Genomic DNA, 14,556 nt, shown 5'->3' on the forward strand with positions numbered 1-14,556 from the left:
GGTGATCCGGCTTCCCGACGACAGCGAAGGGCAAGAGGGCTTTGTCCCGCTGGCCGAAATCAACGTGACCCCGATGGTGGATGTGATGCTGGTGCTGCTGATCATCTTCATGGTCGCCACGCCGCTGATGGTGGCGGGTGTGCGGGTCGATCTGCCAAAATCGGCCTCTGCCGCGCCGCTGGACCGCGACAAGCCTGTGGTGGTGAATGTGCTGCCCGATGGCGGGCTGCTGCTGGACAGCCAGCAGGTGCCGCCCGGCGGGCTGATTGCGGCCGTGACGGCAGCGCTGGCCGGGGTGCCCGGTCGGCCGGTCTATGTGGCGGGCGACAAGGGTGCCGCCTACGGCCGGGTGATCGAGGTGATCGACAGTTTGGCGCAGGGTGGCATCGCACGGGTGGTGCTGGTGGCCGACCGTGATGCCGCTGCCTGGGCGGATCAGACAGCCCACGATCACGCGGGGCACGATTGACCATGACCGCGCGGCCGACCCTTGCCCTGCCTCTTGGCCTGCGTAGCGTGCTGTTGCTGGCGGTCGCCGCGCTGCATGGTGTTGCCTTTGTCGCGGGTTGGCCCGTGGCCGAACAGCCGCCGGCGCCGGGATTGCGCGAAGTCGAGATTCTGTCGCTGGCCGCTGCCGGGCTTGAACCCGATCCGGCGCCACCGCAGGCGGTTCCGGCCTCGCTGCCTGCCCCGTTGGCTTCTCCGGCGGCGCCGGTCGTGCCGCCGGAGCCGCCTGCTCGGGATCTGCCGCCGGAAGCCGCCGATCTGGCCCAGCCGCGCCTTGCCCCGCTGCCGGGCAGTGACATGCCGCTGACGCAAAGCCCCGAGGCTCCGCCCGCGCCTGCCCCCGCCGATGCTGCCCCTTCGGTGCCGGAACCGGCAGCGGCGCCTGCCGAACCCGCCGCCCCGTCGCGCGAGGTGCTTGTGCAATATGGCACGCTGGTCGCGCAGGCGATCAACCGCCTGAAATACTATCCCGCTGCCGCGCGCAGCGAGGGCAACAGCGGTGTGGTGGAGGTGACGTTTCAGCTTGATCCTGCGGGCCGGGTGATCCGCTCTGGCATCGCCCGCAGTTCGGGCAGCGCGGCGCTGGATGCGGCCGCCTTGCAGATGGTTGCCTCGGCCGATCTGCCGCCCCCGCCGAATGGCCCGTTCAACGGCCGCATCGCCATCGACTTCAGGATACGGAAATGACCATGCCCCGACATCCCGCCCGCAGGGACGGCGTTCTGACCCTTGCGCTGGCCATGCTTCTTGCCGGGCCGCAGGTTGCTGCTGCGCAGGAGGCGGAGCCAGAGATCATTCTGCTGCCCACGATCACGGTAGAGACTGATCTCGATACCCCGCCTCCGGTTCCGGTGCCTTTGGCCGCACCGCTGCCGGAAACCGTGGCGGTCGCGCCACCGCCCCGGCCGAAGGCTCCACCGCGCAAGGCGGTGAAGCGGCGCAGGACGACGCCTGCGGCTGACCCGGTGGCCCCGCCGGTTTCGGTGCCCGCCCGCCCCGAGCCGGTGCCAGCAGGTGTGACAGGTGCGGCGGCGATGCCCGGCGGCACAAGGCTATCAGGTGCTGCGCTGCAAGGCGGCAGCCTTGCCAGCAATGACACTGCCAGCCTGATGCAGCGCGTGACCGGCGCCGCGGTCTGGGGCGCGGGGGGTGTTTCCGGTCTGCCTGCGATCAATGGCATGGGGGCGGATCGGGTGCAGGTTGCCGTTGGCGGGATGCTGACCGGGCCAGCCTGTCCGAACCAGATGAACCCGACGCTTTCCTATATCGCCCCCGAGATGGTCGGCAGCCTGCATGCCCATTCGGCCGCGGCGCCTGTCAGTGCGGGCGGCGATTTCAGCGGCGGGCGCATCAGTGTCGAACCCGCCCTGCCCGCATTCGCCGCACCGGGCCAGACCGGGCCACAGATTTCGGGCACGCTGTCCACGTTTCTGCGCAGCAACCCCGGCAGCACGGGGCTTGATGCCAGCCTCAGCGTGGCGGGCACTGATCGGGCGCTGAGCTATCGCGGGTCTTTCGTGCGCGCCGGAAATTACCGCGCCGGGGATGGCACCGAAATCCTGTCGAGCGAATTTGAAAGCCTGAACCACGCGCTCGATTATGTGCGCCGCGATGGCAATGCCGTGCTGCGCCTGTCCGGGGGCCTGCAGAACATGCCCTATCAGGGCTTTCCCACGCAGCCGATGGATATGACGAAGAACCGCAGCGCCCATCTGACCGGGCGCTACGATGTGACGGCGGATTGGGGCAGGCTGGAAATTGGCGGATTTGTCCACCATCTCCGCCACGGGATGAACCTGCTGGATGACAAGCTGAACTGGCCCAGCTTCGATGGGTCGCAGGCGATCATGCCGATGGATACGCGGGCGACCGACATGGGCGCTACGCTGAAACTTGATCTGGCGCGGGGCAAGGATGATACCCTGCGGCTGGGGGCCGAAGCCTATCGCACCCGTCTGGATGACTGGTGGAACCCGGTTGATCCCGACCCTGGTGCGATGATGAGCCCCGAAGCCTTCATCATGCTCAACGATGCGCGGCGCGACCGGATCGGCGCCTTTGCCGAATGGGAACGCCGCTGGCGGCCGGGGCTGACCTCGATACTGGGCCTGCGCTACGATCATGTCCGCATGAATACAGGGCCGGTGCATGGCTATGGCGCCACCGACCCCGCGCAGGATCCGCAATATGGTGGCGATGCGCTGGTGTTCAACGCGATGGAGCGCGGGCGCAGCGATACGGCGCTGGACGGATCGGCCGCGCTGCGATGGGAGCCTGCGCCGGGCCAGAGCCATGAACTTGCCTTTGCCCGCAAGACCCGAGCGCCCAATCTTTACGAACGCTATGCCTGGTCCACCAATATCATGGCCATGCAGATGACCGGCTGGTTCGGCGATGGCAACGGCTATGTCGGTGATCCGGACCTGCGCCCCGAGGTCAACCATTCCGTCGATCTGACGCTGCGCTGGCGCGATGCGGAGCGCGACCGCTGGGAGTTCACGCTGAACCCCACCTACTCTTTCGTGCGCGACTATATCGACGCCGACCGCTGCACGGGATCAGCTATTCCGGCAGTCTATACCCGTTGCGGCCATCCCGACAATGCGACGGGGACGCGGGATTTCGTCTTTCTACGCTTTGCCAACCACGATGCGCATATTGCCGGGCTGAACATGTCGGGCCGTCTGCGGCTGGCCGAGACTGCCCGGTTCGGCCGTTTCGACCTGCGCATGCAGGCGGCGGCGCTGCGCGGCTGGCGTGGCGACGGGGTCGATCTCTACAACATCATGCCGCCCAATGCGAAACTGACGCTGGAACATCGGCTGGGCGGCTGGAACAGCGCGCTGGAATTGCAACTGGTGTCGGGCAAGCATCTGACCAGCGATGTGCGCAACGAGGTTGCGACGCCCGGCTATGGTCTTGTGAACCTGCGCAGCAGTTACGAACGCGGCGGGCTGCGGCTTGATCTGGGCATCGAGAACCTGCTGAACCGGCGCTACGCGCTGCCGCTGGGCGGGGCGAATCTGACCAATGATGCGGTGGTGGTGGGGCAGATGGTCTCACCCGTGCACGGCCAGCCGATCCTGGGCGCCGGCCGGTCGGTCAACCTGCGTCTCACACTGAAATTCTGAAAGGGGAACCATGGCCAGCTTCACCGCCACCGCCGGGATCGACCGCCACCGCTTTGCCGGTAAGGCCGATGACGTGCTGTATTTCCAGTTCGACGCCTATGCCAATGCCGGTGACGATTTCACAGGCGGGCGTGGCACAGACACGATCCAGATCCGCAGTTCGATGGTGGCACCCGCGCCAGGCGGCGGCGGTTTCGTTGCCACCGATGAGGTCTATGATTTCACGGGCATCACCTTTCGCAGTTTCGAACGGCTGAGCTTCTATCCCATGGCACGGATGGATATGCCGGGAGGGGTGACGCTGACCTCTGACCAGTTCGGCAAGGGGCTGATCTCCGACCGGATGGAGCTGGTCGGCTCGGATTTCAGCTCGACCGATGTGCAGGCGGTGACGGTAAACCTTGCTGCGGGTAACTCGGGCTTCAGCGCGGCGGGCTGGCGTTTTGCCACCTATGCGATCGGCACGTTGCCGGTGCGCTGGACCAGCGGGCAGGACGAGATCCGCCTGATCGGCTCGGCCGGGAACAACAGGATCACCGGCAGTTCGCAATCCGATCTGATCGACGGTGGCGCAGGGGTCGATACGGCACATTATGCTGGTGAAACCGCCCATATTACGGTGCGGCTGGCCGGGACGCAGCCTTCGCTGCTGAAGATCGCGGGCGGGAATGCCGATACGCTGGTCAGTATCGAGAATGTCACGGCAGGGGCGGGCGACGACCGGCTGACCGGCGATACGCGGTCCAACCGGCTGAGCGGCGGCGCGGGCGACGATACACTCTCCGGTCGGGGGGCGCGCGATGTGCTGGCCGGCGGGGACGGCGATGACCGTCTGACCGGCGGGGCGGGGGCCGATGCCTTCGTCTTTTCGGCCGGGCATGGCCGCGACACGATCACCGATTTCAACGCGACCGGCCCGCGTCACGATGTGCTGCGCCTTGACGACAGCCTGTTCACCACCCGCGCCGAGGCGCTGGCCGCAGCCACACAGCAAGGCGCTGATGTGGTGATCCGCACCAGCGTGGCGGGGGATCTGGTGATCCTGAGCAACACCGACCTGCACGACCTTTCGCTGGCCGATTTTCTGATCGTCTAGCCCAAGCCGAACCCGTCGCGCGGGATTGGCCCGCCGCGACATCAAGGAGGAAGACATGGCAACCCTGACCGCATTCATTCCAGACGATGTGGCCTTCAACCTGACGGCCCGAGACAGCGTGGTGTTTTCGGCCGCGACCGGCAACCCGGTCACCGTCGCCTCGGACAGCAGCGCCGAATTCTATGCCGCCGTCTGGGTGGTGAACGGCAGCCTGACTTTGGGTAGCGCCGGGGGCGTCGAACTGGTGAAAACCTATGACGACGCCACGACCAATTTCTATGGCCTGCTGGTGAAAGGCACTGCGGAGGCGATCAACGCCGCCTTAGACGGGCTGGCCTATACGACTTTCAGCACCGATACCGTGCAGGGTAATATTGGCTATCCCGCGCCCTGGACGCCGACCGGCCATGACGACATGCTGATGGTCTATGTCTCGGACACCGAACCGGCGGACGAGGATGTGGTGATGAACATGGATTACATGCTCAATATCGACATTCTGGCCGACGACGATACTACCGGCCCTGTCGTTGCCCTGACCGGCGCAGACGAGAATGCCACGCAAACCACCGAAACCAGCGCCACCTTCGCCTGGGAAGGGCAGGATGACACAGCCATCGCCCGCTATGAATATTCGCTGGACGGCGGTGCAAGCTGGATGGCCACGGCCGCAACCTCGGTTACGCTGACCGATCTGGCGGCGGGTCCGCAGAGCTTCATGCTGCGCGCGGTCGATACGCTGGGCAATACCGGCGCGGCCGTCACCGATAGCTGGATGGTGGTGCAGGCGACCAACATGATGAAGGCCACCGCAGAGATCGACGTTCTGGTCGGCGGAGCGGGCGACGACATTCTTGTGCCGCAACATGCCGCCGACATTCCGGGCGATACCTACGACGGCGGCGCAGGCTATGACATCCTCAAGATCACCACGTCGATGATGATGATCGACCTGCCGGCCAACGGGTTCGATTTTACCGGGGCGACCGTGCTGGGGATCGAGGAACTGAGCTTCAACTACATGCCGATGCCGATGCCGGGGCAGGTGATCTTTTCCTCTGACCAGTTCGGTGCGGGTCTGATTTCGAATGATCTGGTTGTGCGTGGCACCTGGGGCAGCAATGACATCGTGGTGAACCTTGTCGATGGCGATTCCCGTTTCGATGCCTCGGGATGGAGCTTCCCGGTTGCCTATATGGGTCTTTCCGCTGGCGAAACAGCGATGACCGAAATCGTGGACGGTGTGCCGACGGGCAATGCCTCGTCCATGTGGGGGCATTATATCTACACCGGCTCGCGTTCGGCCTATGTGGGCCATGATGTCGGCGCGGGCAGCGAACCGGTTCTGGGCGGCTGGGATCATGGCGTGGTCTATGCCAATGGCATGGCGGGCGATACGATCCGGCTGTTCGGTTCGGAAGGGGCGAACCGGATCAGCGGCACGGTGGTAGAGGATCATATCTATGGTGCGGCCGGGGCCGATACCCTGTCCGGCTATCGCGGCGATGACCGGATCTGGGGTGGCGGTAAGGCCGACAGGCTGCTTGGCGGTGCGGGGGACGACACGCTTTCGGGTGGCACGGGTGGCGATACGCTGCGTGGTCAGTCCGGGGATGACCGCTTGAACGGCGGCAAGGGGGGCGATCATCTGGATGGCGGTGCCGGGGCCGATACACTGGTGGGCGGTGATGGCCGCGACATGCTGACGGGCGGCGCCGGGGGTGATCTGTTCGTCTTTTCGTCAGCCGGGCACAGCGCCCCTGACGGCGCGAGCCGTGATCTGGTTACCGATTTCACGCAGGGCGAGGATCTGATCGACCTTGCCGGTCTGGGCCGCCTGCATTGGCAGGGCGATGTGGCCTTCGACGGTGCCGCAGGCGCGTTGCGCGCCTCTGTTACAGGCGACACGACCCTGATCGAGGCTGATCTGGACGGAGACGGCAGGGCCGATTTCAGTCTGGAGCTGACCGGGCAGCATCAGCTTCTGGCCAGTGATTTCCTGTTGTAACAAGTTCTGCGGGGGCGGGTTTCCCGCCCCCTTTTTCGCGTGCCATGTCATGGCTGTGCAGACTTGCCCGCGCGATTGCGCCGGGCTGCCGTTGCAAAAGGGGGCGTCCCTCGTGTGGCCGGTCGCTTCAGGCGGCTTCGTCCATATGGCAAAGCTCGATCTGGACCACATCGCAGCGCCCGGTATCGAAGGCGGCGGCGCAGCCGTCGAGATAGAACTGCCAACTGCGCAGAAACCGTTCATCATAGCCAAGCCGCCGTATGCGGGCTTGTTCTGCCATCATCCGTTCTGACCAAAGCCGGCAGGTGCGGGCATAATCCGGCCCGAAGGCAAAGCTGTTGCGTATGGCAAGCCCGGCTTGCCCCGCGCTTGAGCCGAGGATCGCATCGCAGGGCAGCATACCGCCGGGAAAGACATGCTGGCGGATGAAATCCGAACGGTTGCGGTAAATCGAAAATTCGGCATCCGGCACGGTAATGGCCTGCACCATTGCCCGGCCTCCGGGCGCGAGCCGTGCCTTCAGCGTTGCGAAATAGGCGGGCCAATAGCGTTCGCCCACGGCCTCGATCATCTCGATCGACACGATATTGTCGAAGCGCCCGGTCACCGCGCGGTAATCCTGAAGCCGCACTTCGGCACGCCCGTCCAGACGGGCATCGGCATATCCTTTTTGCGACGGTGACAGCGTGATGCCGGTGACACGATGGCCACGTTCGGCGGCGGCTTCTGCGAAACCGCCCCAGCCGCAGCCGATTTCCAGCAGGCTTTCACCCTGCGACAGCCGCGATAAAATCCGCGCGTTCTTGCGCGCCTGCGCCTGTTCCAGATCGTCGCCGGGGGCAAACAGGGCTGATGAATAGGTCATGCCGGGATCGAGCCAAAGCTGGTAGAACTCGTTTCCGACATCGTAATGCGCGCGGATGTTGCGCGCCGCGCCGCGCCGGCTGTTGAGCCGCACCACACGGTCCACCAGTCGCATGCCCATGGCTTGCAGCTTTCCCGGCTCGCCCCAGCCTGACAGGTTGCCAAGGTTCCGCAATGCCAGTTTCAGCACATCTTCCAGCCGCGAGCTTTGCCATTCCTGCGCGATCCAGCCTTCGCCCAGCCCCACATCCCCGCGCAGGGCCAGACGCGGCAACAGGCGCCAGTCGCGGATATGCAGATCCGCTTCCGGGCCTGAACTGCCAAAGCGGTGGCGTGTGCCCTCGGGCGTGATCAGCGTCAGGCGGCCGTGATCAATGCCTTCCAGCGCCGCAAGGAAACGGGTTTTCAGCGAACGGGGGGCGAGGGGCATCAGGAAATCTCCACATCGGGCGGGGCGGGGCATTTGCGATAAGTGGCGCCCTTCAGCTTCAGCCGCAGGGCATGCCAGTAGATCTGGATAATCACAGCCAGCGCACCGCCGGGACGGCGCAGCGCGTTGCGCAGGATCGTGCGATTGGTCAAGGGGGCCAGCGGCCCGGCCATCGCGGTGTCGATCCCGCCATCGCCGTCGATCTGGCTGATACGAATGGCGATCCGGTCGGGCAGGACCGACAGGCTGAACCGATAGTCGCCCGCGATGTCCTGAAACGGGGACACATGGAACACCTTCCGGGCCTGAAGCGGGGTTTCGGCCGTGATCGGGGTCTGGTCTGGTGGGATCAGCAGATAGCTGTGGCGCTGTCCGAACGTGTTATTGACCTCGGCAATGACGGCGATCAGGTCGTCGTCCCTCAGCGCCAGCCAGAAACTGACCGGGTTGAACCAGTAGCCCAGGAACCGGGGCTGTGTCAGCAGTGCCAGAACCATTCCATCGCCCGGCCTGACCCCGACTGCTGCCAGATGCCGCCATGCCCAGTCGCTGCCAGCGCCCTTGCCGCGTGGCCCGCCGTGATCCGCGTCCCGAAAGGCGATCAGGCCGAAGCCGTTGCGCGCCATCAGGCGCGGCATCCGGCACCATTCCGGCGCCAGCAGCACGAAATCCGCCTTTGACCGGAACGAATGCCGCAAAGCCCCGCGCCGGGCATGGATGAGGGCGGCGGGCATGGCCAGCACCTCGCCCGTGCGCAACCGTGCGGCAAGGGTCATGGCGTGACCTGCGCGGGCAAAAGGCGGCGTGCGATGCGCATGGCCGAGGCGAAGCCGTCCTCGTGAAACCCGTTGCGCAGCCAGGCACCTGCAAACCATGTGTTGCGATTGCCCTGCCGTGCGGCGATGCGATCCTGTGCCTTGATCGCGGCATGATCGAACAGCGGATGATGGAAGGTATTTTCGTCATAGATCAGACGGGGGTCAATCTCTTGTGCCGGGTTCAGCGACACGAAAAGCGGGCAGTTGTCTGGGATGTTCTGAAGGCGGTTCATCCAGTAGCTGACGCCGACGCCGCCTTGCGGCTGGCTGTGACTGACCCACGAACTCCAGCAGCGCCGCCGTTTCGGCATCACGCGCGTATCGCCATGCAGCACGCCCCGGTTCGGCTGGAACCGGATGGCAGAAAGGTCGGACCGTTCGTCGGGGTCTGCGTCGCTCAGCAGTGCCAGCGCCTGATCGGAATGGGTGGCGAGGATGACATGATCGAAGCTTTCATCCAGCCCGCCATGGGCGCGCAGCCGCACGCCGCCCTCGTGGCGCGAGATTGCCCTCACCGCCGCCCCGGATCGCAGATCGACGTTCAATTGCATGAGCGCCGCCGTCAGCCGCGAGACATAGCTGATCGAACCGCCCTCGACCGTCCACCATTGATGGTGGCCCTTGTGCGAAGTCAGCCCGTGATTCTGCATGAAACGCAGCAGCGCACGGGCGGGGAAAGTGCCAATATCTGTTTCCGGGGTTGACCAGATCGCGGCACAGAACGGGAAAAGGTAGTGGTCACGGAAGCGCGCGCCCAGCCCCATTTGCGCGACCAGTTCGGCGATGCTGGCCTCGGGGGTCTTTTGCAGCACGTCTTGTGCATTCGCGTTGAAGCGCAGGATGTCGCGGATCATCCCGTAGAACCCCGGATCGGCCAGATTGCGGCGCTGCCCGAACAGCGCATTGGCCGAACGCAGGGCATATTCCACCCGGCCATTTTCCAGCGAGAGGCCGAAGCTCATGTCGCTTTTGATGACTGGCACATCAAGGTCGCGGAACAGGCCGGTCAGATGCGGATAGTTGACGTGATTGAAAACGATGAATCCCGTATCGACCGGCTGGTCGCGGTTTTGCCCTGCCGTAACGGTGCGGGCATGGCCACCCAGCCGGGGCTCTGCCTCGAACAGCGTGACCTGATGGTGTCGGGCCAGCAGCCAGGCCGAGGCAAGGCCGGAAATCCCTCCGCCGACGATGGCAATGCGCCGGGGCGCCCCTCTGGAAACATCAAACGGCATGGCGTTCCTTTTTGCTTTGGGAGGGCTACGAAGCGGGTGAGCCTTCGGATCATTCAGGCAAAATTATTTGCCGAATGATCCACCTGTGTCTGGCGTGCGTAAGCTCGACATGGAAACTCTGGACACACAGTCTGGTCAGGCCGATGGTCCTGCACTTTTGAGGCCGCCTCCGGCGGCACCGGATTGCTGTGCGAAAGAGCAGAAGGTTGGCCCTGTGACAAAGCCGAAGGACGATCTGTCCGATCTGACACGCGATCTGATCGCCGTTCGGGACCGCCGCGACCGCGCGGCGTTCGGTCGGTTGTTCGACTATTTCGCGCCCCGGCTGAAAGGCATGATGCTGCGGTCCGGTCTGCGCGACGGCCAGGCCGAGGATGTGGTTCAGGATGTGATGCTGGCGGTCTGGCAGAAGGCGGCGCAATTCGACCCGCACCGGGCCGAAGCGGCAGGCTGGATCTATGGCATTGCCCGCAACCGACGCATTGATCTGGCGCGCCGCCGCCCGATCACCTTGCCCGAGGAGATGCCGGAGCCGGAAAGCCTTGAACCCGATCCGGCGCACATCCTTGCCCTGCAACAAGAGGCACGCCACCTTGCCGAGGCGCTGGACCGCCTTGCCCCTGAACAGGCCGAAGCCCTGCGCGCGGCCTATTTCGATGACATTTCCCATCGCCGGATCAGCGAGGTGCAGGGTCTGCCGCTTGGCACGATCAAGTCGCGCATCCGGCTGGGGCTGGAACGCCTCAGACACGAACTGAGGAATATTGCACCATGACCGAGATCAGACACCATATCCCCGATACCGTCCTTGATGCCTATTCCGCTGGCACGCTTCCCCATGCCTTTGGCGTGGTGGTGGCTGCGCATCTGTCGATTTGCGATGGCTGCCGGGCCCGGCTGGCCGCGGATGACATGCTGGGCGGGGCAATGTTGACCGGCCTCGCGCCTGCCGCGATGCAGTCCGGCGCCCGTGACCGTGCGCTGAGCCAGCTTGATGCGCCGTCGCCGCCCGTGCCGCGCGGCTCGGGCGTTTTTCCGGCTCCGGTGATGGCGGAATTGCGCGGGCAACCTCCGCGATGGCGCATGCTGGGCGGTGGCATCCGGCAGCAGATCCTGTTCGCCGATCAGGAAGGATCGCTGCGCCTGCTTTACATTCCGCCCGGCAAGGCGGTGCCGGAACACGGGCATCGCGGGTTGGAACTGACACTGGTGTTGCAGGGCAGTTTCTCTGACAGCGAGGGTGCGTTCCGACGCGGCGATGTTGAAGCGGCGCATGATGACATTGATCACCAGCCGGTTGCAGGGGCAGGGGAGCCGTGCATCTGTCTGGCGGCGACGGATGCGCCCTTGCGGTTCCGCGCGGCCGTGCCGCGCCTGCTGCAACCGTTGTTCCGGATCTGAGGCATGTCTTTCGCGGGGCAGCGCATCTGGATCATCGGTGCCAGCGCCGGGATTGGCGCTGCGCTGGCAAGATCCATGGCCAAGGCAGGGGCAGAACTCGTCCTGTCTGCCCGCGACCCCGAGGCGCTTGCGGCCCTCGCGGCGGACTGCAATGGCGCGCAGGTCATGCCGCTTGATCTGGGCAGACGCGAGACCTTGGCGGCTGCCGTTCAGCATTGCGCGCAGATGGCCCCCTTCGATGCCGTGATCTGCACCGCCGCGCTTTACGATCCGGCCCGTATTGCCGATCTGGACCCGGCACGGGCCGAGGCGATGGTTCGGGTCAACCTGCTGGGCACGCTGTATGTCGCGCAGCTTTGCCCGCCGCTGATCCGTGACGGTGGTCAACTGGTGCTGTTCGGCTCGGTCGCGGGCTATTTCGGGCTTCCGGGTGGCCAGCCCTACTCCGCGACCAAGGCCGCGATCAACAATCTTGCGGAAAGCCTTGTCGTGGAACTGGCGCCGCGCGTCCGGGTGCGGCTTGTCTGTCCGGGTTTCGTGCGCACCCGGCTGACGGCCAAGAATAAGTTCAACATGCCCGCCGCGATCACACCCGAGGCGGCAGCGGCAGCGATTATGCAAGGGATGACGCGACGGGGTTTCGAAATCCACTTTCCGCGCCGCTTTACCCTGATGATCAAGCTGTTGCGCGCCTTGCCCTATGTGCTGTCACTGCGGCTGACCGGGCGGCTGGGCTAAGTCGCCCCGCCCGGAAAAAGCTCATGTCAATCGGCCACCCAGCGCGGCCACCCCGGCCCAGGCGGCGAATCCGGTCAGTGCCGTGCCCCAAAGGCCGTCGATCACGACCTGCCGCCAAGACCAGTCGGCCAGTGTCGCGTAATTGGTCATCTCGTAAGTACCATAGCACATCAGACCGAGGATCATGCCGCCCAGAAGCGCCTGCATCGGCGCGCCCGTCTTCAGTGCCGGAATGGACACGAACCATAAAATCCCTGCCACATAAGCCAGATAGAACAGCGCCGCAGGACCAAGCCGCAGCGGATCGGCCAGAAGGTGTCCGACATGGCGTTCGAAAACCGGGCGGATCAGATAGCGGATGCCGATGGTATCAACGCCCAGAAAAACCACGGCGGTCACGACATACAGCAGGGCTGTTTGCATCATCGGTTCTTGCTCCCCCCGCGGCACGGGATCTGGCGCGGCCTGACGAAACTTCGGCGCGCGGTCTTGAGTGTCTGAGGAAATTACGAAACCGCCGCCGTGGCGGATCACTTTCGCACCCGGAAGGACTACTGAAGACCAAAAGAAGGACTACTGAAGACCAAAAGGGAGGGGTGAGAGGCTGGACAACGACCCAAGCGGGGCTCGTTACGGCTGCTTCCTTCCGGACCTGACCGGGTTGGCGAGGCGCTCGCCCGCGCCAACCTCTCAAGGCACCACATAGGCAAGGCGGGAGGATTCTGCAAGCCCCCCGCGCTCAGCGCGGCAGGGCGGTGATCAGATCGGTCAATGCGGCGGTGAAACGCTCGGGCGCAGTATCGCGGCTTTGCAGGTGGTCGCCGGGGGTCAGCACCAGAACCGTGTTGCCGCCGCGCGCGGCGAGCAGCGCCTTGCTGGTTTCGGGCGGCACAATCCGGTCGGCCTCGCCGTGAAAGATCAGCAGCGGGCCCTTGAAATGGATGAAGGCATTCGTTGCTTTTGCCAGTGACAGATCAAGCCCGTGGCTGAAGCCGAAGGCGGGCAGGGCCAGAGCGGTGCCGATGCCGCCCAGCGGCAGCCCCATGCGGCGGGTGATGTGGCGCAGCGTGGCAGGAAAATCCAGTGCCGGGGCATCCAGCACCACACCGGCTGTCATCCCGGCAAGGTCTGACCGCGCCAGAAATTGCCCGGCGATGCCGCCGCCCATGGAAGCTGCGACCAGCAGAACCGAGTCATACCCGTGGTTTTCTGCCCAATCATAGGCAGCCTCCAGATCGCGCCATTCGGTCAGGCCGAAAGCATGCAGACCGTCGGGGGCGGGCGGGGCGCCCGCGTCGTTGCGATAGGTGATCAGCAGAACGGGCAGGCCCGCATCGTGAAGTTCTGGCAGGAAGGGATAGCCGTCTTCGCGCGCCCCGCCGATGCCGTGGACGAAGATCGCCAGCCGCTTTCCACCCATATCGGGGGCGGGGATGAACCAGGCGGGGGCTGGCCCCAGCGGCGTTTCCAGCACGACCTCCTGCCAGGGCAGGCCGAAAGCGCGTCCCGGATCGCCGCGATAGCCGATCTTCAGAGGGTCGTCGATTTCCGGTTGTGCAAGGTTTGCGAAGGCGCGGCCGGTCAGCACCTCGACCATCAGCCGATGGGTAAACCATGCAGAGCCGAGCACCGCGAGCAGCGCCAGCGAGGCCGCTATGGTCAGAAGGCGCCTGATCCAGCGATTTGACACCTCAGATCACCCCGGCAAGGCGGGCGCCTTCCAGCAGGCTGCCGGCCACATGATCAGCGTGCAGCCCCGCGGTCGGCAGGATGTCGGGCACCTGCACCACCACGCAGCCGGCCATCCGGGCCGATTGTGCGCCGGTCTCGCTGTCCTCGAACACCAGACAGCGGGCTGGCGTCACGCCCAGCCGTTCGGCGGTCAGCAGATAGGGTTCGGGGTGAGGTTTCGGCGCCGTCACGTCGTCGCGGGTGATGACATGGACGAAGTGCTGTGACAGGCCCGCCATCTCCAGCTTGCGCAGCCCGCTTTCGCGCGCCGAGGAGGTGCAAAGTGCCATCGGCAGGTCGATACGTTCCAGCAGTTCCTTCGCGCCGGGCTTCAGCGGCACATCTCCGTCCAGCGCTGCATGAAATGCCGCATCCCAGCGCTGCACGAGGGCCGCCACATCCGCCTGCGGAAAGCGCGCACGCAGCAGAAGCTGACCGCTTGGGCCATCCTTGCCGATGAGGGCGTGGAACAGGTCGTCCCCGGCCTCCAGCTCCATTTCCGCAAGAATGCCACGCCCCGTGCGCATGGCCACCGACTCTGTGTCGATCAAGGTGCCGTCCAGATCGAAGATCACCGCATCGAACATCGTCTTTTCC

Annotated in this window: 14 protein-coding genes and 1 other RNA gene; 8 read left to right on the forward strand and 7 right to left on the reverse strand. The window is 65.1% G+C overall.

Going from position 1 to position 14,556, the window contains the following annotated elements:
- The first annotated feature begins 1 nt into the window (after position 1).
- Genes D2N39_RS03845 through D2N39_RS03865 form a run of 5 tightly spaced genes read left to right on the forward strand, consistent with a single transcriptional unit; the run spans position 2 to position 6,742 of the window.
- Positions 2 to 469 (forward strand): ExbD/TolR family protein, encoded by a 468-nt coding sequence (locus tag D2N39_RS03845; protein WP_199725196.1) that lies wholly within the window; start codon positions 2 to 4, stop codon positions 467 to 469.
- Between the two features lie 2 nt (positions 470 to 471).
- Positions 472 to 1,194, forward strand: a complete 723-nt coding sequence (locus D2N39_RS03850) for an energy transducer TonB (protein WP_119133477.1) — start codon at positions 472 to 474, stop codon at positions 1,192 to 1,194.
- Positions 1,191 to 3,638, forward strand: a complete 2,448-nt coding sequence (locus tag D2N39_RS03855; protein ID WP_199725197.1) for a TonB-dependent receptor — start codon at positions 1,191 to 1,193, stop codon at positions 3,636 to 3,638. The genes D2N39_RS03850 and D2N39_RS03855 overlap by 4 nt, the downstream gene beginning before the upstream one ends.
- Before the next feature lie 10 nt (positions 3,639 to 3,648).
- Positions 3,649 to 4,734 (forward strand): calcium-binding protein, encoded by a 1,086-nt coding sequence (locus D2N39_RS03860; protein WP_119133478.1) that lies wholly within the window; start codon positions 3,649 to 3,651, stop codon positions 4,732 to 4,734.
- Positions 4,735 to 4,789: 55 nt separating this feature from the next.
- Positions 4,790 to 6,742 carry a M10 family metallopeptidase C-terminal domain-containing protein gene (locus tag D2N39_RS03865; RefSeq protein ID WP_147373449.1) on the forward strand — a complete coding sequence of 651 codons (1,953 nt, stop codon included), beginning with the start codon at positions 4,790 to 4,792 and terminating at the stop codon, positions 6,740 to 6,742.
- A gap of 127 nt (positions 6,743 to 6,869) precedes the next feature.
- Here the strand turns inward: D2N39_RS03865 and D2N39_RS03870 are convergent, their stop codons facing one another.
- Genes D2N39_RS03870 through D2N39_RS03880 form a run of 3 tightly spaced genes read right to left on the reverse strand, consistent with a single transcriptional unit; the run spans position 6,870 to position 10,089 of the window.
- Positions 6,870 to 8,036: an SAM-dependent methyltransferase gene (locus D2N39_RS03870; protein ID WP_119133480.1), complete on the reverse strand. Its 1,167-nt coding sequence runs from the start codon at positions 8,034 to 8,036 to the stop codon at positions 6,870 to 6,872.
- Entirely contained in the window at positions 8,036 to 8,812 is a 777-nt protein-coding gene (locus D2N39_RS03875) for a DUF1365 domain-containing protein (protein ID WP_199725198.1), read from the reverse strand. Before D2N39_RS03875 ends, D2N39_RS03870 begins: the two co-directional genes overlap by 1 nt.
- Positions 8,809 to 10,089, reverse strand: coding sequence for an NAD(P)/FAD-dependent oxidoreductase (locus D2N39_RS03880; RefSeq protein ID WP_119133481.1), 1,281 nt, complete (start codon positions 10,087 to 10,089; stop codon positions 8,809 to 8,811). The genes D2N39_RS03875 and D2N39_RS03880 overlap by 4 nt, the downstream gene beginning before the upstream one ends.
- Positions 10,090 to 10,303: 214 nt before the next feature.
- Here D2N39_RS03880 and D2N39_RS03885 point away from each other — a divergent pair, with 214 nt between their 5' ends.
- The 3 genes from D2N39_RS03885 to D2N39_RS03895 are packed head-to-tail and all read left to right on the forward strand — an operon-like array spanning position 10,304 to position 12,228.
- Positions 10,304 to 10,864, forward strand: a complete 561-nt coding sequence (locus tag D2N39_RS03885) for a sigma-70 family RNA polymerase sigma factor (RefSeq protein WP_233557048.1) — start codon at positions 10,304 to 10,306, stop codon at positions 10,862 to 10,864.
- Entirely contained in the window at positions 10,861 to 11,490 is a 630-nt protein-coding gene (locus D2N39_RS03890; RefSeq protein ID WP_119133483.1) for a ChrR family anti-sigma-E factor, read from the forward strand. Before D2N39_RS03885 ends, D2N39_RS03890 begins: the two co-directional genes overlap by 4 nt.
- A gap of 3 nt (positions 11,491 to 11,493) precedes the next feature.
- Positions 11,494 to 12,228 (forward strand): SDR family NAD(P)-dependent oxidoreductase, encoded by a 735-nt coding sequence (locus D2N39_RS03895; RefSeq protein ID WP_119133484.1) that lies wholly within the window; start codon positions 11,494 to 11,496, stop codon positions 12,226 to 12,228.
- A gap of 21 nt (positions 12,229 to 12,249) precedes the next feature.
- Here the strand turns inward: D2N39_RS03895 and D2N39_RS03900 are convergent, their stop codons facing one another.
- From D2N39_RS03900 to D2N39_RS03915, 4 genes are all read right to left on the reverse strand, one after another.
- On the reverse strand, positions 12,250 to 12,651 hold the full coding sequence (locus D2N39_RS03900; RefSeq protein WP_119133931.1) for a DUF2177 family protein: 402 nt from the start codon (positions 12,649 to 12,651) through the stop codon (positions 12,250 to 12,252).
- 172 nt (positions 12,652 to 12,823) lie between these two features.
- Positions 12,824 to 12,920: signal recognition particle sRNA small type (gene ffs, locus D2N39_RS03905), an RNA gene on the reverse strand.
- Positions 12,921 to 12,967: 47 nt separating this feature from the next.
- Complete coding sequence (locus D2N39_RS03910) at positions 12,968 to 13,918, reverse strand: alpha/beta hydrolase family protein (RefSeq protein ID WP_119133485.1); 951 nt, start codon at positions 13,916 to 13,918, stop codon at positions 12,968 to 12,970.
- A gap of 1 nt (position 13,919) precedes the next feature.
- Complete coding sequence (locus tag D2N39_RS03915) at positions 13,920 to 14,546, reverse strand: HAD family hydrolase (protein WP_119133486.1); 627 nt, start codon at positions 14,544 to 14,546, stop codon at positions 13,920 to 13,922.
- Between the last annotated feature and the right edge of the window lie 10 nt (positions 14,547 to 14,556).

This window comes from Gemmobacter lutimaris (assembly GCF_003570715.1).
Classification (GTDB): domain Bacteria; phylum Pseudomonadota; class Alphaproteobacteria; order Rhodobacterales; family Rhodobacteraceae; genus Gemmobacter; species Gemmobacter lutimaris.

Coding starts and splice junctions, on each gene's coding strand:
- D2N39_RS03850 (WP_119133477.1), top strand. CDS start 472: ATGACCGCGCGGCCGACCCTTGCCCTGCCTCTTGGCCTGCGTAGCGTG.
- D2N39_RS03855 (WP_199725197.1), top strand. CDS start 1,191: ATGACCATGCCCCGACATCCCGCCCGCAGGGACGGCGTTCTGACCCTT.
- D2N39_RS03860 (WP_119133478.1), top strand. CDS start 3,649: ATGGCCAGCTTCACCGCCACCGCCGGGATCGACCGCCACCGCTTTGCC.
- D2N39_RS03865 (WP_147373449.1), top strand. CDS start 4,790: ATGGCAACCCTGACCGCATTCATTCCAGACGATGTGGCCTTCAACCTG.
- D2N39_RS03870 (WP_119133480.1), bottom strand. CDS start 8,036: ATGCCCCTCGCCCCCCGTTCGCTGAAAACCCGTTTCCTTGCGGCGCTG.
- D2N39_RS03875 (WP_199725198.1), bottom strand. CDS start 8,812: ATGACCCTTGCCGCACGGTTGCGCACGGGCGAGGTGCTGGCCATGCCC.
- D2N39_RS03880 (WP_119133481.1), bottom strand. CDS start 10,089: ATGCCGTTTGATGTTTCCAGAGGGGCGCCCCGGCGCATTGCCATCGTC.
- D2N39_RS03890 (WP_119133483.1), top strand. CDS start 10,861: ATGACCGAGATCAGACACCATATCCCCGATACCGTCCTTGATGCCTAT.
- D2N39_RS03895 (WP_119133484.1), top strand. CDS start 11,494: ATGTCTTTCGCGGGGCAGCGCATCTGGATCATCGGTGCCAGCGCCGGG.
- D2N39_RS03900 (WP_119133931.1), bottom strand. CDS start 12,651: ATGCAAACAGCCCTGCTGTATGTCGTGACCGCCGTGGTTTTTCTGGGC.
- D2N39_RS03915 (WP_119133486.1), bottom strand. CDS start 14,546: ATGTTCGATGCGGTGATCTTCGATCTGGACGGCACCTTGATCGACACA.